Annotated in this window: 16 protein-coding genes; all 16 read right to left on the bottom strand. The window is 69.8% G+C overall.

Annotated elements, in window-relative coordinates; all coding sequences use genetic code 11:
• Window positions 1–79: 79 nt before the first annotated feature.
• A complete protein-coding gene (gene bamD / locus GXY35_02640; GenBank protein ID NLW93489.1) occupies window positions 80–2,593 on the bottom strand; it encodes an outer membrane protein assembly factor BamD in 2,514 nt (837 codons plus the stop codon).
• Complete coding sequence (locus GXY35_02635) at window positions 2,590–3,048, bottom strand: phosphatidylglycerophosphatase A (protein NLW93488.1); 459 nt, start codon at window positions 3,046–3,048, stop codon at window positions 2,590–2,592. Before GXY35_02635 ends, bamD begins: the two co-directional genes overlap by 4 nt.
• Before the next feature lies 1 nt (window position 3,049).
• On the bottom strand, window positions 3,050–3,652 hold the full coding sequence (gene pgsA / locus GXY35_02630; protein NLW93487.1) for a CDP-diacylglycerol--glycerol-3-phosphate 3-phosphatidyltransferase: 603 nt from the start codon (window positions 3,650–3,652) through the stop codon (window positions 3,050–3,052).
• A gap of 114 nt (window positions 3,653–3,766) precedes the next feature.
• Window positions 3,767–5,110 carry a 30S ribosomal protein S12 methylthiotransferase RimO gene (rimO, locus tag GXY35_02625; protein ID NLW93486.1) on the bottom strand — a complete coding sequence of 448 codons (1,344 nt, stop codon included), beginning with the start codon at window positions 5,108–5,110 and terminating at the stop codon, window positions 3,767–3,769.
• A 105-nt stretch (window positions 5,111–5,215) separates the two neighbouring features.
• On the bottom strand, window positions 5,216–6,007 hold the full coding sequence (locus tag GXY35_02620) for a helix-turn-helix domain-containing protein (GenBank protein NLW93485.1): 792 nt from the start codon (window positions 6,005–6,007) through the stop codon (window positions 5,216–5,218).
• A 97-nt stretch (window positions 6,008–6,104) separates the two neighbouring features.
• Complete coding sequence (locus tag GXY35_02615; GenBank protein ID NLW93484.1) at window positions 6,105–8,318, bottom strand: DNA translocase FtsK; 2,214 nt, start codon at window positions 8,316–8,318, stop codon at window positions 6,105–6,107.
• Between the two features lie 91 nt (window positions 8,319–8,409).
• Window positions 8,410–10,551: a polyribonucleotide nucleotidyltransferase gene (locus GXY35_02610; GenBank protein ID NLW93483.1), complete on the bottom strand. Its 2,142-nt coding sequence runs from the start codon at window positions 10,549–10,551 to the stop codon at window positions 8,410–8,412.
• A 131-nt stretch (window positions 10,552–10,682) separates the two neighbouring features.
• Window positions 10,683–10,952 carry a 30S ribosomal protein S15 gene (gene rpsO / locus GXY35_02605; GenBank protein ID NLW93482.1) on the bottom strand — a complete coding sequence of 90 codons (270 nt, stop codon included), beginning with the start codon at window positions 10,950–10,952 and terminating at the stop codon, window positions 10,683–10,685.
• A gap of 62 nt (window positions 10,953–11,014) precedes the next feature.
• Window positions 11,015–12,043, bottom strand: coding sequence for a riboflavin biosynthesis protein RibF (gene ribF / locus GXY35_02600; protein NLW93481.1), 1,029 nt, complete (start codon window positions 12,041–12,043; stop codon window positions 11,015–11,017).
• The gene (truB, locus tag GXY35_02595; GenBank protein ID NLW93480.1) at window positions 12,040–12,714 is read right to left on the bottom strand and encodes a tRNA pseudouridine(55) synthase TruB; all 675 of its coding nucleotides are present in this window, start codon (window positions 12,712–12,714) and stop codon (window positions 12,040–12,042) included. The genes ribF and truB overlap by 4 nt, the downstream gene beginning before the upstream one ends.
• On the bottom strand, window positions 12,683–13,720 hold the full coding sequence (locus GXY35_02590; protein ID NLW93479.1) for a bifunctional oligoribonuclease/PAP phosphatase NrnA: 1,038 nt from the start codon (window positions 13,718–13,720) through the stop codon (window positions 12,683–12,685). Before GXY35_02590 ends, truB begins: the two co-directional genes overlap by 32 nt.
• The gene (rbfA, locus tag GXY35_02585) at window positions 13,710–14,054 is read right to left on the bottom strand and encodes a 30S ribosome-binding factor RbfA (GenBank protein NLW93478.1); all 345 of its coding nucleotides are present in this window, start codon (window positions 14,052–14,054) and stop codon (window positions 13,710–13,712) included. Before rbfA ends, GXY35_02590 begins: the two co-directional genes overlap by 11 nt.
• Before the next feature lie 65 nt (window positions 14,055–14,119).
• Window positions 14,120–14,401 (bottom strand): DUF503 domain-containing protein, encoded by a 282-nt coding sequence (locus GXY35_02580; GenBank protein NLW93477.1) that lies wholly within the window; start codon window positions 14,399–14,401, stop codon window positions 14,120–14,122.
• Between the two features lie 118 nt (window positions 14,402–14,519).
• Window positions 14,520–16,733 carry a translation initiation factor IF-2 gene (infB, locus tag GXY35_02575; protein ID NLW93476.1) on the bottom strand — a complete coding sequence of 738 codons (2,214 nt, stop codon included), beginning with the start codon at window positions 16,731–16,733 and terminating at the stop codon, window positions 14,520–14,522.
• Window positions 16,734–16,773: 40 nt separating this feature from the next.
• Window positions 16,774–18,327, bottom strand: coding sequence for a transcription termination factor NusA (gene nusA, locus GXY35_02570; GenBank protein ID NLW93475.1), 1,554 nt, complete (start codon window positions 18,325–18,327; stop codon window positions 16,774–16,776).
• Window positions 18,328–18,604: 277 nt separating this feature from the next.
• A complete protein-coding gene (locus GXY35_02565) occupies window positions 18,605–21,622 on the bottom strand; it encodes a PAS domain S-box protein (GenBank protein NLW93474.1) in 3,018 nt (1,005 codons plus the stop codon).
• Window positions 21,623–21,926: the final 304 nt, after the last annotated feature.

The following is a 21,926-nucleotide window of genomic DNA, read 5'->3' as shown; positions in this document are numbered from 1 at the left end:
CCTTGTTGCGCCGGGGGTATGGTACCACAACGAAATCTCAAAACACAGGCCCCAAATCCCCGCCCTCCCCTCCGCGCCCTCACCGGTCGCGCCGGAACAACCCTCCCCATCCCTGCCCCCCGCTTCCCGGGGGGGCGAGTTCGCCGGAGGCGGTCGAGGCCCTGATCTCCGCGGGGCCGCGCTGCCGGTCGATCCATTCCCGTATCCTCGGCGCCTCGGGGGCGTCGGGCTTCAACTGGAGGTACCGCTCCCAGCACTCCGCGGCCTTGGCCCTGTCGGAGAGCGCCGACTGGTACAAAGCCCCGAGACTGAACCAGGCGGGGGCGAACGACGGGTCGGCCGCAACCGCCTCCTCGAACGAGGCGCGGGCGGCCTCGTACTCCCCGAGTTCCCGTTGCACGAGACCGAGGTCGTAGCGAACCTGCGCGGCCGACGGCGCCCGTTCAACCGCCTTCCTCAGGCAGAGCTCCGCAGTCCTGAGATCGCCGGCGGATGCGGAGGCGGCGCCGAGGAGGTGCCATCCCTCCGCCTTGTCGGGCTTGAGGCCGACCGCCTTCCGGAAACAGTCGATCGCGCCGCGCGCGTCGCCGCGCCGCCGGCGTATGGCGCCGAGCGAGACGAGGGCGTCGGCGTCATCGGGGTTCTTCTCCAGGCGGGCCTCGAGGTCGGCGGAGAGCTCGTCGTACTGGGCTCGGGCGCTCTCCTCCCGCGCCTCCTCGATCGCGTCGCGGCACTCCTGGAGCCGCCGGTGGACCTCGGCGCTCCGGTACGCCGGTTGGCCGCTCCTGATCTCCATCAGCTTCAGCGCGGCGCGGTTGAACGCCTCCAGCGCGGGCCCCCATTGCCGGTCCAGCCGGTGGCGCCGGGCCGCCGCCATGAACTCCTCCGCCTCCCGGAACGTCTCCTCCGTGCCGGCCGAGGCCTCACCCGGGCGCGGCGCCTCCGGACGCGTGAACGGCCACAGCCGCCTCAGCGGCGACGGCGGGGCGGAGGCGGCGTCGCCGGCGGAGGCCTGCCCGCCCTCCGGGTGGGCGGACGAAGCGCGGCGGAACGGCCACCATCCGCGGCTGGGCTCCGGCGCCCCCTCTTCTTGCGCGGCGGGGCGGCCGGGGCGTTTCTGCGCGTACCGCTCCCTGATGCGCTGGTCCTCGGCGGCGCACCGACTCTCGACCTCGCCGAGCCATTTCTTGAGTTGCTCGAGCGCGACCTCCTGTTTCCGGACGCGTTCCTCCATCGCCGCGATCCCGCGCGCGGCCTGCTCCACGATCTCGGCCGCCGCCTCGGGAAGCGAACCCATCTCGGAGAATCTGTTCTGCGCGACCTGCAGCTCGAGCTGCGTGGCCCGCACCGCCTCCTCCTCCCTCTCCACCGCGGCCTCGGCGTCCAGGAGGGTCCGGCGGTTGCGCGCGAGCGCGGTCTTCTCCTCCAGATCGAGCGCGGCGAGGGCGAGGCGCTCACGGAGCGCTCGGATCCTGTCCTCCCGCTCATCCACCTCCCGCGCCTCCTCGGGGGTGAGCGTCCGCGGCAGGACGTACCGCCAGAACGCCCACCGGGTCTGCCCCTTCCGCTTGATGGCAGCGATCGCGGAGCGCTGGCTCGCGATGAGCCGCCTGAGCTCATCCACGGCCTCCTGCGCCTGCCCGACCCCCTCCGCGAACTCGAGCCTCCGCTCCTCGCGCTGGGCGGCCCGGCGCGCCTTCTCCCCGTAGCGGGTCAGCGGGTAGTCCCTGATGACCTCGCGCAGGTAGATGAGCGCGGCCTTGGGATTGTCGCGCTCCCGGTAGTAGCAGCCGATCTGGAAGAGGGCGCCCGCCTTCCTCCCCTGGAGCTCCTGTATCATCTCCTTGGCGGGCTCGGCGTTCTTGTCCGAAGGGAACTCGGCGAGATAGTCGGCGAGCCGGTTGATCGCCTCCCGGGCGGCCTCCTGGTCGTACTGGGCGGCGAGCGCCTGGCGGTACGCGCAGACGCCGAGCTGGAACTTCGCCGCGGCGACGAACTCGCTCCGCGGGTAGCGCGCGATGACCTTCTCGAACTCGATCGCCGCCTCGGTATAGTTCTTCCGCTCCAGGTGCGCCAGGCCGAGGTTGTACTGCGCGTTCGGGGCGAAGTCGCTGAACGGGGCGTTGGAGAGCAGCTTGCCGAACGCGGCGATCGCGCGCTTGAGGGAGCCGCTCGGGTTGATCCTGAGGAATCCGATTTCCGTGCCCGAGAGGAACAGGTTCGCGATCCTGAACTGGCGCTCGAGGATCAGGTTGACCTTGGGGTACGACGGGAACTTGTCCAGCACCGCCTGGTAGGCGTTGAAGGCCGGGTAGTAGCGCTTGGTCTTCTCGAGCATCTCCGCGACCCTGAACTGCGCCTCGGCGGCGAGCGGGGAGTCGCCGAAGTCGTCCACGAGCCGCTGGTAGGCGTCCATCGCCCCGTTGAAATCCTCCGCCTTCTCGCGCGACGCGGCGTACTCGAACTGCTCCTGCGCGGTCGGGTAGGCCGGGGCCTTGAAGAGCCGCGGGAATGCGGCGGCGGGGGCCTGCCACGCTCCCGCGAGGGCGAGCAGGGCGATTGCCGCGGCCGCCGGAACGGGGCTCCTCCTCATCCGAGCCACCCGAACGCCCGCGCCAGATGGAGGGCGAGATTCGCGTAGATCCCCGCGCACAGGTCGTCCATCATGATTCCCCAGCCGCCGGGCAAATCCTGCAGCCTCCCGGCGGGAAACGGTTTGAGGATGTCGAAGAGGCGGTTGAGGACGAACCCGACGGCGAGCGTCCCCCACGTCAGCGGGAGGAAGGCGAAGGTGAGCATCACGCTCGCCGCCTCGTCGATGACGACGCTCGGCGGGTCCTTTTCCCCCAGCGCCCTCTCCACGGCCGTGCCCGCGGCGATCCCGATGAAAAAGAGGGCCCCGGCCGCGGCCGCGTAGAGGGCCGGCCACGGGGCCAGAAGCCAGGCGGGGATCAGGCCGACGGCGGCCCCCGCCGTGCCGGGGGCGACGGGGCAGAGCCCCGCGCCGCAGCACGTCGCGATCCAGAGCGCCCACCTTCCCGCCCGCATCCTACCGTTCCCCCTCCCAGAACAGCCCCCGGTTCTCGTAGAGGTAGATGAGCCCGGAGCCGACGGTCAAGGCCACCGTCACCATCATCACCCAGAAGACGAACCCCGCGAAACGGGCCGGGTCGTAGAACGGGCGGAGCGACTCCTCGATGCCGAGGCAGCGCGACAGATCCTTCACCGCAAGCACGGTGAGGATCAGGAGGATGGCGGCGACCTGCGAGGCGGTCTTGTGCTTCCCCCAGAGCCCCGCTGCGAGGACCTGCCCGTTGGAGAGCGCCAGGAGGCGGAGGCTGGTAATGATGAACTCGCGGCTGATGATGACCACCACCATCCAGACCGGGACGTGCGTGTCCGGGAGCTGGACGAAGGAGACGAACGCGGCGCAGATGAGCATCTTGTCCGCGACCGGGTCCATCAGCTTGCCGTAGTCGGTCACCCCGTGCCCCCGCCGCGCGAGCCACCCGTCGAGGAAGTCGCTGGCGACCGCCGCGGCGAAGACGAGCCAGGCGGCGAACATGCTGCCGGGGAACCGCGCCCAGAGCAGATAGATGAAGACGAACGAGAGCGCCACCCTGCTTGTGGTCAGCTTGTTGGGAAGATTCATTTCGCGTCCTACGCTGTACGCTACACGCCGCACGCTGTGCGATGGATGCCGCAGAACGCGCAGAGGCGCGGCACGCCTCCTCCCGCCCGCATCATACCGCGTGCCGCTTGCCGCTCACCGCTTACAGCGTACAGCCCCCACCAGGTCATACTCCATCATCCCCGTGATGCGAACCGTGACGATCTCCCCGGGGGCAGCGTCGTTCCCGGAGAGGTAGACCGAGCCGTCCACCTCCGGGGCGTCGCCCGCGGTCCTCCCGCGGAGCGGGAACGACCCCTCGTCAAGGCGCTCGTCCACCATCACCTCCGCGTCGCGCCCGAGCATCCGCTCGAGCGATTCGCGGACGATCCCCTGCTGGAGCGTCATCAGCCGGTGGAGCCGCTCCCGTTTCACCCGGGCGGGGACCTGCCGCTCCATGCGGGCGGCCGCGGTGCCCTTCTCCCGGGAGTAGGCGAAGGCGCCGAGGTGCTCGAACCGCGCCTCCCGCACGAAGCCGAGAAGCTCCTCGAACTCCCGCTCGGTCTCGCCCGGGAACCCGACCATGCACGTGGTCCGCACCGTGACCCCCGGCACGAGCAGGCGCACCCTCTCCAGCCGCCGGGCCGCTTGCGCCTTCGTCATGCGCCTTCCCATCAGGCGGAGGATTCGGTCGGAGGCGTGCTGCAGCGGGAAATCGACGTACCGGCATATCCTCGGTTCCCCCGCGATGACGCGCAAAAGCTCGTCGGTGTAGCGCGCCGGGTGGCCGTACAGGAGCCTGATCCAGCGGAGCCCCCTGATCCGCGCGAGCCGCGTGAGGAGCGCCGGAAGCCCCTCCGCTCCGGGGCGGTCGTTTCCGTACGCGGTCGTGTCCTGCGAGATCAGGTTGATCTCCCTGACCCCCTCCGCGGCGAGCCGGCGCGCCTCCCCGACGATCGAATCCGCCGAACGCGAACGCGCCGCGCCCCTGATACTCGGGATGACGCAGTAGCTGCACCGGTTGTCGCACCCCTCACCGATCTTGACGTACGCGTAGTGCGGCGGCGTGAGCCGGACGCGCGGGCTTCGGCGGCCGGCGAGGAATCCCGCTTCGCCCACCGCGACCGGGGCCGCCCGCCCCTCAGAGAGGGCGGCGCGGACGATCTCCGCGGCGTGCGGGATATCCGGGGGCAGGATGAACCGGTCCACCCCGGGGAATGTCGCGGCCACGTCCGCCCCCCGCCGGGCGGGGAGGCACCCGGCGACGACGAGCCGCCGTATCTCCCCGCGCGCCCGCAGCTCCTCGAGGCGGCGGATCGTCCCCGCGGACTCGCGCTCCGCTTCGGCGATGAAGGCGCAGGTGTTGACGATCACGACCTGCGCCTCGTCGAGATGCTCGGCGACCTCGAAGCCGCCCTCCCGCAGGCAGCCGAGAATCACCTCCGAATCCGCCAAATTCTTCGCGCAGCCGAGACTGACGATCCCGATCTTGATCCCCATCCGTTCATCGCGAGACGGAAGACGGGAGCCGTGAGACGACCGCCTCACCTCGTCTTCTCCATCTCCCCTCTCCCGTCCGACGTATCGTGGCTGAGGGCTTGCGTGTCACTCCGCCCTGAGCTTCCCCTTGTAGAACTCGATCTTCCCGTCCTTGTCGATCTGGATGTTCTGCGCGGTCCGCCCCTTGATCCCCTTGATCGGTTTGCCGTCCAGGAGCATCTCCGCGATCCGCGGGCGGCTGACGCGGAGATCGAACCCCTCCGCGGCGGTCCACGACTCCTCCTTCCCCTTCGCGAGCGTCCCCTGGAAGAGCAGCGCGCCGTCCGCGTAGACCTTGAGCGTCACCGGCTCCTTCGCCTTGATGGAGAGCTTCTTCCGCGCGACCGGTGAGACCTCGGGGGACGGCTCCTCCGTCTCCCCGGGTTCGGGGGACGGCTTGGGCGTGGGGACGGAGGGCAGCGGCAGCGTCTCGAGCTCCTCCGTGGCGGGGGCGGCGGGGGGAGCGGGACGGGGGGCACACGCGGACCTGCGGAGCATCGACACGGCGAGTATCGCCACGACGATACCCGCCGCCGCCGCGACGCCGATCAGGAGCCGGTTCCGCGACGCGCGGGCGGGGAACGGAACGGCCTCGCGCTCGGCGTCGAGCGGGGACCGCGCGGCGCCGGGACGCTCGCGCGCGAACTGCTCGAGCAGCGGCTTCGGGTCGAGGCCGAGGTACTCCGCGTAGATCCGTATGAACCCTTTCGCGTAGGCGGCCGCCGGGAGGCGCGAGAACTCACCCGCCTCGATCGCGGAGAGGTACCGCTCGTTCACCCGGGTGTCGCGGGCCACCTGCGCGAGCGGTATCTTCCGCTCCTCCCGCGCGCTCCGCAGGTATTCGCCTATCTTCGTCATCTCGCTCCTCCGGTCGCCATGCGAATCGCCTCCGCCTTCATCCTGTTCAACGCCGCCGCTCCCGCCCCTCGAACCCGTCGCCTCGCGCGCCTCGGGGTCACAACACCTCCCTCGGCCTGCTCCCCTGCTGCGGGCCCACGACCCCGCGCTCCTCCATCATCTCCACGAGGCGCGCGGCGCGGTTGTAGCCGATCCGGTGGCGACGCTGGAGCATCGAGGCCGACGCCTGCCCGAGCTGACGCACCGTCTTGACCGCGTCCTGGTACAGGTCGTCGTCTATCTCCTCGACGCCCGACGCCCCCTCCTCCTCCGCGGCCAGGATCTCCTCGCGGTACTCCGGGACGCCCTGCGCCTTGACGAACTCGACCACCGCGTTGATCTCGTCGTCGTCGACGAGCGTGCCCTGGACCCTGATCCGGCGAGAGGCGCCGGGCGGCATAAAGATCATGTCCCCCTTCCCCAGGAGCTTGTCGGCCCCGCTGCCGTCGAGGATCACCTTCGAGTCGACCTTGCTCGCCACCTTGAAGGCGATCCGGGTCGGGAAGTTGGCCTTGATGAGGCCGGTGATCACGTTGACGGACGGGCGCTGCGTCGCCAGGATGATATGGAGGCCCGCGGCGCGCCCCATCTGGGCCAGGCGGATGATCGGGTCCTCGATATCCTTCCGGGCCACCAGCATCAGATCCGCAAGCTCGTCGATGATGACGACGAGATACGGCATCGACTCCAGCGGCTCGCCGTCCTCCCCCTTCAGGGAGGCGCCCTCCTTGGCCACCTTGGCGTTGTAGGAGACGATGTCGCGGACGACGTGCGTGGAGAAGAGGTTGTAGCGGCGCTCCATCTCCCGCCCCGCCCACCGGAGCGCCTGGGCGACCATCCGGCTCTCGGTGACGACCGGCGTGATCAGGTGGGGGATGTCGCGGTACTGGCTCATCTCCACCCGCTTGGGATCGATGAGGATAAGCTTGAGCTCGTCGGGGGTGCGGGAGAAGAGCATCGTGAGGATGATGCTGTTGATGCAGACGGTCTTCCCGGAGCCGGTCGAGCCCGCGATGAGGAGGTGCGGCATCTCCCGGAGATCGCCGACGACGGCGCTCCCGGAGATCTCCTTCCCGATGGCGAGCGGGATGAACCTCCTCGTCTGGCGGTACTCGCGCGAGAGGAGCATCTCCTTGAGGCCCACGAGGGTCGCCTTGATGTTCGGGATCTCGATCCCCACCGCCGACTTCCCGGGGATGGGGGCGACGATCCTGATGCTCGCCGCCGCCATCGCGAGCGCGAGGTCGTCCGCGAGCGCGGTGATCTTCTGCACCTTGACGCCCGGGGCCGGGTGCACCTCGTAGCGGGTGATGACCGGCCCCCTGATCACGTTGCCGACCTGCGCCTCTATCCCGAACTCCCGCAACGTGGACTGGAGCACCTCGACGTTCCTCTCGAGGTCCTCCTCCGCCTGGCGCCCCTTCGAGGCGAGCGGCTCGTGCAGGAGATCGATCCCCGGCAGCCGGTAGGCGCCGGCTCCCCGCGGCCTCCGGAACTGCGCCGCGGGCGCGGACCTCGGCGGCCGCTCCGGCTTCTCGCGCCGCTCCGGGGCGCGTTCGATCGGCAGCTCGCGCTGCACCTCGCGCGCGGAGGGGACCGCGACCTTCATCCTGGCGGCCCGCCTGCCGCGGCGCGCGAACGGACGCACGCGCACGGTGCGCATCCCGAGCGGGACCATGCGCCGCCGGTGCCGCAGCGCCTCCGCCGAGATCCTGGCGGACTCCCCCGCTGCGCCCGCCGCCTTCCTGACGAGCGCGGCGGCGGCCGCGAGCGGCGTGAGCCGCGCAAAAAGCGCGACGGCGCCGAGAAAGATCGCGGCGCAGACAGCGGTGGCGCCGGTGTAGCCGAGATACGGGAGGACCAGGGCGGAACCCACGGCGTCGCCGACCCGCCCGCCGGGCCCCACCAGGGAGAGCCGCCGCGCCGCGTCGACGAGGCCCGGGATCCGGTGGGGAAGCTGGAGGAACACGGAAAGGGAGACGACCATCACGGCCCCGGCGAGGGCCCGGGCCGCCCAGGCCCTCGCGGTACCCTTGCCTCTCCCCAGGGCGCAGCCGATCACGAAGAGGATGAAGATGAGGAGGTAGGCGGCGAAGCCGAGCTCGAAGAAGCAGCGGAACGCCGTCCAGGCGCCGACGATCCCCACGCTGTTGAACGGCGGGCTGTTCGGCTGCGTGGTGTAGTACCGCACGTCCATCGGGTCGTAGGTGTAGAGGCTGAGGAAGAGCAGGAGGGAGAGCATCCAGAACAGGACTGCGTAGATGATCCTCATCCGGGCATGCCTCCTCGGGCGGGCGGGCGCCACGGCGCCCGGCAGCCGCAGCCGCCGGGCGCCACGTCGGACCCGCGGGGGCGCGGGACCCCTACCTACGCCCGCGCGGCCTGAACGGCCTGCGCGGCGGCCGGCGCTCCTCCTCCGGGTCGTCCTTGCCGGTGAGCACCGCCTTGCGGGACAGGTTGATGCGCCCCTGCTCGTCGATCCCCGTCACCTTGACATCGATCTGGTCGCCGATGTTCACGACGTCGGTGACCTTCGCCACCCGGTGGTCGGCGAGCTTGGAGATGTGGACGAGCCCCTCCTTCCCGGGCATCACCTCCACGAACGCGCCGAAATCCAGGACGTTCTTGACGATTCCGGGATAGATCTTGCCCACCTCCACCTCCGCGGTGCGGCGCCTGACCTCCTCGACCGCCTGGGCGAGGCTCTCGGGGGTGTTGGAGGAGACGCTGACCGTACCGTCGTCCTCGACGTCGATCTGGGCGCCCGTGTCCTGGCAGATCTTCTTGATGAACTTGCCCTTGGGGCCGATCAGGTCGCCGATCTTGTCGATCGGGATCTTCAGCTTGACGATGCGGGGGGCGTACTTCGACACCTCGGGGCGCGGCTGGGAGATGGCGCGGTCCATGATGTCGAGGATGACGAGCCTGCCGACATGCGCCTTCTCGAGCGCCTGGGCGAGCACCTCGGTGCCGATCCCCTTGATCTTGCTGTCGAGCTGGAACGCCGTGATCCCCTTGCGCGTCCCCGCCACCTTGAAATCCATGTCCCCGCAGGCATCCTCGGAGCCGAGGATGTCGGTGAGGACGGCGAACCGGCTCCCCTCCTGCACCAGCCCCATCGCGATGCCCGCGACCGCCGCGGACATCGTCACGCCCGCGTCCATCAGGGAGAGACTCCCGCCGCAGACGCTCGCCATCGACGACGAGCCGTTGGACTCCAGCACGTCGCAGACGATCCGCACCGTGTACTCGTACTCCTTGGGGACCACGCCGAGGAGCGCGCGCTCGGCGAGGTTGCCGTGGCCGATCTCGCGCCGTGCGGGGCCGCGCACCGGCTTCGTCTCCCCGACGCAGTACGGAGGGAAGTTGTAGTGCAGCATGAAGCTCTTCGAGGACTCGCCCTCGTACGCCTCGAGGCGCTGCGCGTCCTGCGGCGTCCCGAGCGTCGTCATCGCGAGCACCTGCGTCTCCCCCCGGGTGAAGAGGGCGCTGCCGTGCGTCCGGGGCAGGAATCCCACCTCGCAGCTGATCGGGCGGATCTCGTCGACCCCCCTGCCGTCCACGCGGAGCCCCTTGGAGAGGATGAGGAGGCGCACCATGCGGTGCTCGGCGGCGTCGAAGAGCGCCGAGACCGCCCCCTCCTCCGCCTCAGGGAACCGCTCCCGGGCCGCCGCGACCGTCTCGAGACGCAGCGCCTCGAGGCTCGCCTCGCGGTTCTTCTTGCCCTTGACGAGCAGGGCGGCCTCAAGCCGGTCCTTCAGGAACTCCTCCACCGCCGCGGCGAGCGCTTGGTCCGGCTGCGCCGCCGCCTCGGCCTCCTCCTTCGCCGCGCCGGCCTTGGACTGCAGCTCGACCAGGGCCGCGGCGATCCGCTTGATCTCCTCGTGGGCGACGGAGAGGGCCTGGACCATGTCCGCCTCGGAGATCTCGGATGCGCTCCCCTCGACCATGACCACCGCGTCCGCGGTCCCGGCGACCACGAGCTCGATGTCGCTGGCGTCGATCTCGGCGTAGGACGGGTTAACGATCCACCGCCCGTCGTTCCTCCCTATCCGCACGCAGCCGACCGCCTCGGTGAACGGCAGCGGCGAGAGCAGGCAGGCGGCCGCGGCGCCGACCACCGAGAGCACGTCGGGGTCGTTGTCGTTGTCGGCGGAGAGGACCGCGTTCATGATCTGCACCTCGCGCCTGAACCCTTTCGGGAAGAGCGGGCGCAGGGGGCGGTCGGTGAGCCGCATCGTGAGGATCTCCTTCTCCGTCGGACGCCCCTCACGCTTGATGAAGCCGCCGGGGAACATCCCCGCGGCGGAGGTCTTCTCGCGGTAGTCCACCGTCAGGGGGAAGAAGCTCGCTCCCTCGCGCGGGCGCGGGGCCGCCGTGACCGTGCAGAGCACCACCGTATCCCCGTACCGCACCGTGCAGGCGCCGTGGGCCTGTTTGGCGAGCTTGCCCGTCTCTATGATCAGTTCCTTGCCGTTCAGCGTCGTCGATACCCTGTGGACCATATACGTACCTTTCTCCTCTCCCGTTCCCATTGCCGGGGGCGCAACGCCCCCGCGGCCTCCTCGAACCGAAAACCCGCGCCCCTCCGGCCTGACCGCCTCTGCGGCGGTCGCCGGACGCATCGCGGCGCGGGTTATTTCCTGAGCTCCAGCTTCTTGATCAGCGCCTTGTAGCGCTCGTCGCTCACCCGATGAAGGTAGTCGAGCAGCTTGCGCCGCCTTCCGACCAGCGTCAGGAGGCCCCTGCGCGAGTTGTGGTCCTTCGCGTGCGATTTCAGGTGCTGCGCGAGGTCGTTGATCCTCGCCGTGAGCAGTGCCACCTGGACATCGGCCGAACCGGTATCCGTCTCGTGGAGGCGGTGCTCCTTTACCAAAGCCTCCTTCCTGCGTGCATCCATCGCCATTGCGAATCCTCCTTCTTCCTGTTGCTCCCTTCTCCACGCCCGCCGTCGGCGACTCGGCCGGCCTAGGGAAGGGACTGTGTCGCGGAATTCCCGCGCCGGGCGCGGGACCCGCCCCTGTGTAATGCATTAGTATGCAGCATTTCCCGCGCAAATGCAATGTCGCGCTGCATCTGCCGGGCGAGCGCTTTCGGATCGGCGAACCGCCGCTCGGCGCGGATGCGCCCGCCGAAGAACAGCTCCAGCGTCCTGCCGTACAGGTCCCCCTTGAAGTCGAACAGGTAAACCTCGACGGCGCCGCCAAAGTCCACGTTGAGCACCCCGTCGCGGACCCGCTTCCCGAGGAGGACCCTGGCGGCGTAGACCCCCGGGGGGGGCGCCAGAACCCCCTCGAGCGCCAGATTCGCCGTGGGCACACCCAGCGTCCTGCCGATCCCCTTGCCCGGTTGCACGGTTCCGCGCAGCGAATACGGTCTCCCGAGCAGGCGGGAGGCCTCGGCGAGGTCGCCGCGCCTGATCAACCGGCGGATGGCGGTGGAGCTGACCGCCTGCCCCCCGATCGACAGCCCCTCCGCCACGGCGACCGAGAAGCCGTGCGCCTCGCCGAGCCGGCGCAGGAGCGCCACGTCTCCGCCCCTCCGCCGGCCGAAGGCGAAACGGGGCCCCACGACGATGCCGGCGATATCGGCCGCGGCCAGAAGGCGGCGGACGAAGTCGGACGCGTCGAGCGCGGCGATCTCGGGCGAAAACGGGAGCACGATGCACAGGCGCGCCCCGAGCGCGCCGAGGAGGGCGATCCGGTGCTCGAGCGCGGCGATCAGCGGGGGCGCCCCCGTGCCGAGGAGGGCCTTCGGATGCGGATCGAAGGTGAGCACCGCGGGCGTAGCCCGGAGACGCCGCGCCTCCCGGACAAGCGTCTCGATCACGCGCCGGTGCCCGAGGTGCACGCCGTCGTAGACCCCGATCGAGAGGACGAGGCGTCCGGCCTTCCGCAGCGCCGGGTCGTCCAGGCCGCGCGCCGGCCGTACCCGCCCGCGCGGGACGCAGGGGAGGAGACGCGGGACGGTCCCCCCGTCTCCCGCCTTGCGTCTCACGACTCCTCCTCGACGGGAAGCATCCGCTTCTCCATCTCCTCGCGCGTCATGGCGAGCAGCGCGTCGAGGGGGAGCGCCCGCTCCAGCGTGAATTCTCCCACCCGCGTCCGCGTCAGCGCCCGCATGTGCGCCCCGCACCCGAGCGCCTCGCCTATCTCCGCGCAGAGCGTCCTGACGTACGTCCCCTTCGAACAGCGCACCCGCAGCAGCGCCGCGGGCGGGGCGAACTCGACGAGCTCCAGCGCCTCGATGACGATCGGCCGCGCCTTCCGCTCGACCGATACCCCTCTCCTGGCGAGGCGGTAGAGCGGCTCCCCCTTCCGCTTCAGCGCCGAGAACATCGGCGGCACCTGCATCCGCGCCCCGGCGAGCACCGCGAGCGCACCGCGCAGCGCCTCCTCGGTCACCCCGCGCCATTCGCCGCGCGCCGTGACCTCGCCGTCGGCGTCCTGGGTGTCGGTGCTGACCCCGAGCTCGAGCGAGGCGAGGTACTCCTTCCCCAGCCCCTGGTAGAAGCCGAGCCGCCGCGTCGCCCGCCGCCCGAGGCCGAGGATCAGGACCCCCTCGGCGGACGGGTCGAGCGTCCCCGCGTGGCCGACCTTACGGAACCGGAATCGGCTCCGCACGCGCGCCACGACGTCATGCGACGTCGGCCCCGCCGGCTTCGCCACGATGAGTATCCCGCCCGGTTCCTCCGGGGCGGGCGAGTGCGGCCCTGACATCCCCGCAGACCCTCCGCTCGATCTCCTCCGGCTCGCCCGCGACGTTCGCCCCGGCCGCGCCGGGGTGCCCGCCCCCGCCGTACCGGGCGGCAAGCTCGTTCACGTCGACCGCCGCGTCGCGCGACCGGAGGCTCACGCGGACGCCGCCCCCGGCCGTCTCCTCGAAGAGCGCCGCCACCCGGACGCCGTCGAGATCGCGCGCGAAGTTGATGAACCCGTCCGCGTCCTCCGGACCCGCGCCGCTCTCCTCGTACATGCGGCGCCGGATCCAAAGCCGGGCGAACGCCCCGTCTGGATCCACCCGGAGCCCCTCCAACACCCGCGCGAGCAGCCGCATCCGGCGGGGGGGGTGGGAGGCATAGAGGCGCTCGTACGTCTCGTGCGGATCCGCGCCCCGTTCGACGAGCTCCGCAGCCACCCGGTGCGTGAACGGCGTCGTGTTGTCGTAGGAGAACCGCCCGGTGTCGGTGACGATCCCCGCGTAGAGACAGACGGCGATATCGCGATCGATCGAAACCCCGAGCTCCTTGGCGAGGAGGTAGATGAACTCGGCGGTGGCCGCCATCCCCGGCTCGACCCAGTGCGGGTCGCCCCACCGGATGTTGCTCGGGTGGTGGTCGATATTCACCACCGCGGGCATCGCGAGCACGCGCCCCGCGATCCGGCCGAGCCGATCCGGATTCGGGGTGTCGAGGACGACGGCGAGTTCGCCCGGGGGGTCTTCCCGGTCGTCGGGGAGGCGTATCCCCGCGCTGCCGGGGAGGAACCGGCACTGTTCCGGGACGGGGTCGGCGAGCCAGACGACAACCTGCTTCCCCATCGCGGAGAGGACGCGGGCGAGGGCGAGCTGCGAGCCGATGCAGTCGGCGTCGGGGCGGATATGCCCGCAGACGAGGAACGACCGGCGGGCACGCAGCAGTCGCGCGATCCGGCGCGCCGGGGATTCAGGCGCCATCGTTCCTCTCCGCCTCGATCTTGTCGAGAATCTCCTGTATGTGGAACCCCCGGTCCGTGGAGTCGTCGATGAAGAAATCAAGGTGCGGGATGTACCGCAGGCGCACCTGCGCGGCGAGCATGCGCTGGATGTAGCCCGCGGCGCTTGCGACCCCCTCCATCGTCTCCGCCTTCTGCTTCTCCGTCCCCATCACGCTGAGGTACACCTTCGCGTGCGAGAGGTCCGCGCTCGCCCGCACCCCCGTCACGGTGACGAACCCGATACGCGGGTCCTTCAGCCCCCGCTGGAAGATGAAGCCGAGACTCTCCTTCAGAAGCTGTTCGACGCGCTCCATCCTGCGGCTGGCCATGCCCTGGTCCCCGTGAGACGACGATCCCGTCTCATATCCCGCGTCCGCCCTCACAGCATCTGGATACAGTACCCCGCGAGCACCGCGTCGCCTCTGCGCTCCACCATGCGGGCGACCGCCTCGAGCACGGCGTGCGCGCGCTCGCGGTCCGGCGCCACCGTCGCCGCCGCCAGGTGCGCCGCGCACCATCGTTCCTGCTCGGCGACCTCGGCGATCGAGACGTTGAAGGCGGCGCGGACCCGGTCCTTCACCGATTTCAGGACCTGCCGCTTGTCCTTGAGGGACCGGTTGCCCGGCATGCTGAGCTGCATCTCGAGTACGCCGATGACCATGGTGCCCGGGGTGAACGTCGGACGCGCGAGGCGTCGTGCGGAAAAGCCGGCACGCTACGCCCGGTCCCTGGAAGCCGGACGGCGGGGAGGGGGAAACGGGCCCCCGCTTCGCGTCCGGTCAGAGCTTCTGCGGGATCTTCTCCATCCTGTACACTTCGATGACGTCCCCCTCGCGGAGGTCCTTCAGGTTGGCGAGGCGGATACCGCACTCCGTCCCGCTCTTCACCTCCCTGACCTGGTCCTTGAACCGGCGCAGGGACAGGATGGTGCCCTCGTGGACGATCTTCTCCCCCCGGATGACGCGCGCGCGCGCGTTCTCGAGCACCTTGCCATCCACGACCATGCAGCCGGCGATCGGGTCCCCCTTCACGGCCTTGAAGAGCTGTTTCACCTCGGCGCGGCCGATCACCGTCTCGCGGATCGCGGGCTCGAGCAGCCCCTCCATCGCCTTCCTGACGTCCTCGATCGCCTCGTAGATGACGTCGTAGAGCTTGATCTCCACGCTCTCCCGGCGGCTCAGCTCCTTCGCGTCGACGTCGATGCGCGTGTGGAACCCTATGATCACGGCGTCCGAGGCGGAGGCGAGCATCACGTCGCTCTCGTTGATGTCCCCCACCGCGCAGCGGAGCGTTTTGACGGCGACCTGGGCGGTGGCGAGCTTGCGCAACGCGTCGCCGAGCGCCTCCACCGACCCCTGCACGTCGCCCTTCAGGATGAGCCGCAGCTCCTTGGCCTTGCCGGCCGCGATCTTGGTGAACAGATCCTCGAGGGTCATCTTGCCCTGGACGGCGCCGGCGGACGCCGACGCGAGACGCCGCTCGGCGGCGATCTCCTTCGCCGCGCGCTCACTCTCGACCGCGCGCAGTTCGCTGCCGGGCTCGCACACCCCGCCGAGCCCGAGGACCTCGACCGGCTTCGCGGGCCCCGCCTCGCGGATCCTCGCGCCGCGGTAGTCGAAGAGCGCCTTGATCCTGCCGGCGCAGGTCCCGCAAACGACCGGATCGCCCACCCGCAGCGTCCCGCGCCGGACAAGGACCGTCGCGACCGCCCCGCGCTCCTTGTCCATCTGCGCCTCGATGACCACGGCGCGCGCGGCGGCGGTGGGGTTGGCCTTGAGCTCCAGGATCTCGGCCTGGAGCAGGATCATCTCGAGCAGATGATCGAGCCCCGCCCCGGTGACCGCGGAGACGTCGCAGAAGATCGTCTGGCCGCCGTACTCCTCGGGGCTGAAGCCGGCCTCCATCAGCTGCCGCCGGACCTTCTCGGGCTGGGCGCCCGGCTTGTCGATCTTGTTCACCGCGACCATCAGCGGCACCTCGGCGGCGCGGGCGTGGTCGATCGCCTCGCGCGTCTGGGGCATCACGCCGTCGTCCGCGGCGACGACGAGCACGGCGATGTCGGTGATGTCGGCGCCGCGCGCGCGCATCGCGGTGAACGTCTCGTGGCCGGGGGTGTCGAGGAAGGTGATGCGGCCCTTCGGCAGCGCCGCCTCGTATGCGCCGATGTGCTGGGTGATGCCGCCGGACTCCTCGTGCACGACCTTGCTCTTGCGGATCGCGTCCAGGAGCGAGGTCTTGCCGTGGTCGATGTGCCCCATGAAGGTGACCACGGGGGCCCGCGGGACGAGATCCTTCGGGTCGTCCTTGAACTCCTCCTCGCCGGACGCCGGGGCGGCGGCGAACTCCACCGCGACACCGTGCTCGTGCGCGACGACCTCTATCGTCGCGGCGTCAAGATTCTGGTTGATCGAGGCCATCACGCCGAACTTCATGAGCGTGCGGATCAGCTCCTCGGGCTTGACCGAGATCGCCTCCGCGAGCGCGCGCACGTTCATGGGCATCGAAACGCTGACCGGGCGGAGCGGCGCGGCAGGCGCCTGAGCAGCGGCCGGCTTGGCGGCCGGAGCGGCCGGGGTTTTTGCAGGTGCAGGCTTCGCGGGCGCCGCGGGCTTGGCGGCCGGAGCCTTTGCGGCTGCCGGAGCGGCCGGGGTTTTTGCAGGTGCAGGCTTCGCGGGCGCCGCGGGCTTGGCGGCCGGAGCCTTTGCGGCTGCCGGAGCGGCCGGGGTTTTTGCAGGGGCGGGCTTCGCGGGCGCCGCGGGCTTGGCGCCCGGGGCCTTCGGGGGGGCGGGTTTCGCGGGCGCCGCAGGCTTTGCGGGCGCCGCGGGTTTCGGGCCGGCGGGAGAGGCGTAGGCCGCGCGCAGGCGGGCGGCGGTCTCCTCGTCGATGCTGCTGGAGTGGCTCTTGACCGCGACGCCCATCGCGGCAAGGCGCGCGATGACATCCTTGTTTTCGACGCCTAGCTCCCTGGCCAGATCGTATATTCTCACGCGCACGTTACGCCCCTCCCCTTCGCCGGATCAGCGGACGGCTGTCTCAGCCCGCATCACTCACGCCTCTCTCGTTTGAAGCGTCCTCTCCCGCCTTGTCCGCGGGGCCGCCGTCTCCGGCCGCCTCGCCCGACTCCGCGGGAGCGGATGCATCCGTCAGTTCGGTCTCATCCGGAACGGCGGCGCCCTGCCTCGCGCCTTCCTCCTGGATGCCCTCCGCCGGCCTCTCGGCGCCTCCCTCCGCGGGCGGTTCCCCGTCCGCCGACTCCTCCGCGGCGGGCGCCGAAACGGCGTCTCCGCCAGTCGATTCCGCGGCGGCCCCCTCGTCCGCGGGCCCCGTTGCGGGCTCCACGGGGGCGGGTTCGGGCTCGGGGAAGCGGAACTCGGCCGCCGCATGCACGATCTTCTGCGCCGTCTTGTCGCCGATCCCGGGGATCTCGAGAAGCTTCTTGATATCCGCCTTCCTGAGGGCGCCCACCGTCGTGTAACCGTGCTCCTCGAGCGCGGCGACGACCTTGGGGGCGAGCCCCCCCAGATCCCGCACCGGGACCTCCGCCTCCTGCTCCTCCCGCGCGATGTCGCCGGCCTTCTTGATGTCGACGTTCCATCCGGTCAGCTTCGACACCAGCCGTATACCCTGGCCCTTCTTCCCCACCGCCAGGGCGAACTGGTCGTCGTCGACGATGATCTCGGCGCGGCCCTCGGCGACGATCCGGATCTCCCTCGGACGCGCCGGTCTCAGGGCGTTGGTGAGGAAAACCACGGGATCCTCGTTCCACCGGATGATATCCACCCGCTCCCCGTTGAGCTCGTGGACCACGTCCTTCACCCGCGCGCCGCGCATGCCGACGCAGGCCCCCACCGGGTCGACCTTGTCGCTGGCGGAGCTCACCGCCATCTTGGCGCGGTAGCCGGGATCACGGGCGATCCCCCTGATCTGTACGCTCCCCTCGCCGATCTCGGGGACCTCGAGCTCGAACAGCTTTCGGAGCAGTTCGTCATGGCTCCGCGAGACGATGATCTCGGGGCCCTTGGCGCCCTCGCGCACCTCCGCGACGTAGACCTTGTATCTCCTCCCCAGGCCGTAGCTCTCGCGCGGGCACTGCTCCTTCGCCGGAAGCACCGCCTCGGTCTTCCCGAGGTCGAGGATGACGTTCCCCCGCTCGTAGCGCCGGACCACCGCGGTGATGATGTCGCCGACGCGGTCCTTGTACTCGTTGTAGACGATCTTGTTCTCCGCCTCGCGGATGCGCTGGATGATGACCTGCTTGGCGCTCTGGGCGGCGATGCGCCCGAGGTTCTTCGTGAGGATCTCCACGGAGACGGAGTCGCCGATCTTCGCCTCGGGATCGGTCTTGCGCGCCTCCTCGAGGGTGATCTCCTCGTCCTTGGACGAGACCGTCTCGACGACGCGCATCTCGGCGAACGCCCGGACGGCGCCGGTCTCCCGGTCTATCTCCACCCGGAGGTTCTTGGCCTGCTCGACCCCCTTCCGGGCCGCGGAGAGCAGCGAACTCTCCACCGCCTCGATGAGCACGTCCCGGCTGATTCCCCTTTCCCGCTCGAGATATTCGAAAACGGCCAGCAGTTCGCCATTCATTGTCGTGACCTCCCTCTCCCGCGCGCCGGGCGCGGGACCCGCAGCATGGTCGTCAAACGGCCGCGCCGGTCGCCGGCCGGGCGCCTTCCGGATGATCCGCCCGTCCGCGCGGTATCAAAAAAAAAAGTGGGTAGGTACCCACTCTGGAGGACCCGGCGCAGATTCGAGCTTACCTTATAATAAAGTGCGCCCGGCGTCAACAGCAAAAACCCGATTTGTACAACGCGGAATCAGTTGACTGACAGAAAAATAAGCGATATCTCCCCGGGTCGCGCCTTCACCTTTCCTCCGCCTCCCCCGGCATCCCCGGGCCGAGGATCTCGTGGATACGGGCCGCGAGCGCGGCGTGCTCGAACGGCTTTTGCACGAATCCGAGGGCCCCGTTGCTGATCAGATCCCGGCATGTGGCGTCGAGGGCGTATCCGGAGCAGATGAGCACCCGGAGGCCGGGGTTGCGGGAGCGCAGCTCCCGGAACGTCTCCGCGCCGCCCGCGCCCTTCATGACCATGTCGAGGAGCACCAGCCCCACCTCGTCTTTCCGCGTTTCAAAGATCTCCACGGCCGCCTCGCCGCTGGAGGCCTCGATGACCCGGTACCCCAGACGGGCGAGCCAGCGTGCCGCGCAGTTCCGGAAGTCGGTTTCGTCGTCCACCAGCAGTATCGTCTTCCCGCCGGCGGCGGGGACGCGCGCCGGGGCCTCCTGCGCAATCCCGCCCTCCCGCACGGGGATGTAGAGGGTGAAGGTGCTCCCTTTCCCGGGGGCGCTCTCCACCTCGAGGATCCCCCCCGCGCGCTCCGCGATGCCGTGCACCATCGGAAGCCCGAGCCCGTTGCCTGTCTTGTTGTCCTTGGTGGTGAAAAACGGGTCGAAGATGCGCGCCTTCGTCGCGGCGTCCATCCCGACACCCGTGTCGGAGACGGCCACGGCGACGAACGTTCTTCCGTCGACCCCGGGATGCGCCGCCAGGAACGCGGCGTCGGAGGAGACGCGCCCGGTCCTCACCGTCAGCGTGCCGCCCCCGGGCATCGCCTCGCAGGCGTTGATGCAGAGATTCGCCAGGCACTGGCGGAACTGGCTCCTGTCCACGAAGACGTGCGGGAGGGAGGGCGCGAGTTCCATTTTGCATTCGATGCCGTGGCCCGCGGTGCCGCGGATCGCCGGCAGCACCTCTTCCACGCAGCGGTTCGCGTCGAGCGGTTCCGGATGGTAGTCGCCGCCGTGCGCGAAGGCCAGAAGCGCCTTTGTCAGGCCCGAGCCGCGCATCGCGAGGCGCTCGATCGCGTCGAGGTCCGCCGCGGCGCGGCTGCCCGCGGAGAGGCTCCCCCGGGCGAGATAGGCGTACCCCACGATGCCGGCGAGGAGGTTGTTGAAGTCGTGGGCGATCCCTCCCGCCAGCGTGCCCACCGATTCCAGCTTCCTCACCCGGAACAGGTACTCCTCCATCCGCTTCTGCTCGGTCACGTCGTACCCTGAGCAGAGCATCCCGATGATCGAGCCGCTCCCGTCGTCGAGCAGGGTGTTCCGCCATTCGATCAGCCGTTCCTCCCCGCCGCGCGTCAAAACCAGGTTGGCGTGCTGGGCGACCATCGCCACATCCCCGGCAATCACCTTGATGAAGATGCCGCGTATCTCCTCCCGCAGCCGCGGAGGAATGAAGCGGGCGACCCAGTCGCTCCCGACGATCTCCCGCTCGGGATACCCGAGGATCTCGCACCCGGTCCCGTTGACGAGCTGCACCCGTCCATCCGGAGAGAGGACAAGGAGGATGGCCTTGAACAGGTCCATGTACTTCCGGAGCGTGTCGCGCTCCCGCTTCAGTTCCGCGAACACACGCACGCGTTCCGTGATGTCGATGATGGAGACCAGAACCCTGCCGTAGGTGGACTCGTGCCCGGGCACGACCGTCCAGGTGAGGCTCGTCTGTTTGCGCCTCCCCTTTCGCGTGAGGGCGACCGCGTCGCCCTCGAACCGCGTGTGGCCGGCGGCGACGGCGAGGAGCTCCCTGGCGAAGGTGACGAGCATCTCGGGGCTGAAGAGGCCGGCAAGATCGCGCGTCAGCTCCTCCTTGCGGTCGACCTCGTACATCGCGAGGGTCGTCCTGTTCACGTCCACGATCCTCACCCGCGAGGCGCAGCCGCGGACCTCCTCGGGATGTTCATCGAAATAGCGCGCGAAATCCTCGACCCCCGCGCGCCTGAGCTCGTCGATCCTTCCCCGGACCGCCGAGAAATCCTCCATCCAGAGGGAGATCGGGGAATCGTTGAAGATGCTCCGGTAACGCTCCTCGCTCGCGCGCAGGGAATCCTCGACCCGTTTCCGCTCGGCGATGTCGATGGCGACGAGCACCGATCCTCCGGCGCATCTCCCGTCGTCGAGAGGGCCGACGCGCACGGCGACGGGCAGCGTCGCCCCGCTGCGGTGGACCCAGAGGGTCTCCCGGACCGCGCCCCCCCCCTCCCCGCGGAGCCACGCCGTCTCCGCCTCTTCGGCGAACAGGGACCTTGCCTCCCTGCCGGCGAGCTCCTCCTCCCCGTAGCCGAGGAGCTCCTGCGCGGCGCGGTTGGAAAACACGATCGCGCCCGCCTCGTCCAACACCAGCATCGGGAGCGGAAGCCGCTCGACGAATGCGCGGGTGCGCCTGATCTCCGAGACCCGGAGCGAGAGCTTCTCCGCGATCGAACCGAGGTCCTTGGAGATGCCGCTGATCTCGTCGCGCCCCCTGTCTTTTCCCGGGGGGCCGCTCTCCGTGCGCACCCTCCGCGCATCCGCGGCGATGGACAGGATGCGATAGGTGATCCGGTAGACCTGCAGCATGCCGAGCGTGACGACGAGCGCGAGACTCACGACGATGAGCGGTATGTTCTCCTCCGTCCGGAGGGGGAGCACGTACTTCACGACCACGTAGCCGAACGCCAGGAGGGGAATCACGCCGATGAGGGAGACCGCCTGGACCATCGTCCGGCGCACCGAGCCGCCCCCGGCGCCGCGAAGAAGCGCACGCGCCAGCGAACGGGCCCGCGTCTCGTCGCTTCCGGAGGGTATGACCGAGCCGACGAGGTTCAGGATGATCCGCGTCCCCCCCAGCATCAGCGCCATCGTCGCCAAAAGCAGCACGGCGACCGGGAACAACTCGATCGTCTGCGGAGGGACATAGCGGATCATGAACGCGGAATAGATGATAATGGGAACTACTGTGATAAGCAGAAGGGCGTACTGGATCTTGTGCCGGAGCGCCCCGAGTTCCCGGCTGAGATCGCCCCTGCAACTCTTCTGTTTCAACGTTCCCTGCTTCATCCTTTGCTCCCCGACGCCGGAACACGTACGCAGTCGTTTGTTTGAATTATAGCATCGTCTGCGCTCCGGACAATCCCCCAGGGGGGGGTATTTTTACCCCCCACAGGGCATCGTGCAATTTGGCCAATCCCCCCTTCTCCCCTCGGTGCGCGAGGCCGTGCCCCACCTCTCGACGCGGGGCGCTTTTCTGCCTCTCCGGACCGGACCGCACGGCCCACGCGCTCGATCCGCCCGCCCCCTAACGGAATCCGCACCGCCGATTATCCCGCGGGGGAGGCGGAAGCGACCGTGCCCCGGAATACCC

This window comes from Chlamydiota bacterium (assembly GCA_012729785.1).
Classification (GTDB): Bacteria; Auribacterota; Tritonobacteria; order UBA1439; family UBA1439; genus UBA1439.
This window is presented reverse-complemented; position numbering and strand designations above follow the sequence as displayed.

Coding starts and splice junctions, on each gene's coding strand:
- GXY35_02615 (NLW93484.1), bottom strand. CDS start 8,318: ATGAGGATCATCTACGCAGTCCTGTTCTGGATGCTCTCCCTCCTGCTC.
- nusA (NLW93475.1), bottom strand. CDS start 18,327: ATGAATGGCGAACTGCTGGCCGTTTTCGAATATCTCGAGCGGGAAAGG.
- pgsA (NLW93487.1), bottom strand. CDS start 3,652: ATGAATCTTCCCAACAAGCTGACCACAAGCAGGGTGGCGCTCTCGTTC.
- GXY35_02635 (NLW93488.1), bottom strand. CDS start 3,048: ATGCGGGCGGGAAGGTGGGCGCTCTGGATCGCGACGTGCTGCGGCGCG.
- GXY35_02565 (NLW93474.1), bottom strand. CDS start 21,622: ATGAAGCAGGGAACGTTGAAACAGAAGAGTTGCAGGGGCGATCTCAGC.
- bamD (NLW93489.1), bottom strand. CDS start 2,593: ATGAGGAGGAGCCCCGTTCCGGCGGCCGCGGCAATCGCCCTGCTCGCC.
- rbfA (NLW93478.1), bottom strand. CDS start 14,054: ATGGAGCGCGTCGAACAGCTTCTGAAGGAGAGTCTCGGCTTCATCTTC.
- GXY35_02620 (NLW93485.1), bottom strand. CDS start 6,007: ATGACGAAGATAGGCGAATACCTGCGGAGCGCGCGGGAGGAGCGGAAG.
- rpsO (NLW93482.1), bottom strand. CDS start 10,952: ATGGCGATGGATGCACGCAGGAAGGAGGCTTTGGTAAAGGAGCACCGC.
- GXY35_02610 (NLW93483.1), bottom strand. CDS start 10,551: ATGGTCCACAGGGTATCGACGACGCTGAACGGCAAGGAACTGATCATA.
- GXY35_02580 (NLW93477.1), bottom strand. CDS start 14,401: ATGGTCATCGGCGTACTCGAGATGCAGCTCAGCATGCCGGGCAACCGG.
- rimO (NLW93486.1), bottom strand. CDS start 5,110: ATGGGGATCAAGATCGGGATCGTCAGTCTCGGCTGCGCGAAGAATTTG.
- GXY35_02590 (NLW93479.1), bottom strand. CDS start 13,720: ATGGCGCCTGAATCCCCGGCGCGCCGGATCGCGCGACTGCTGCGTGCC.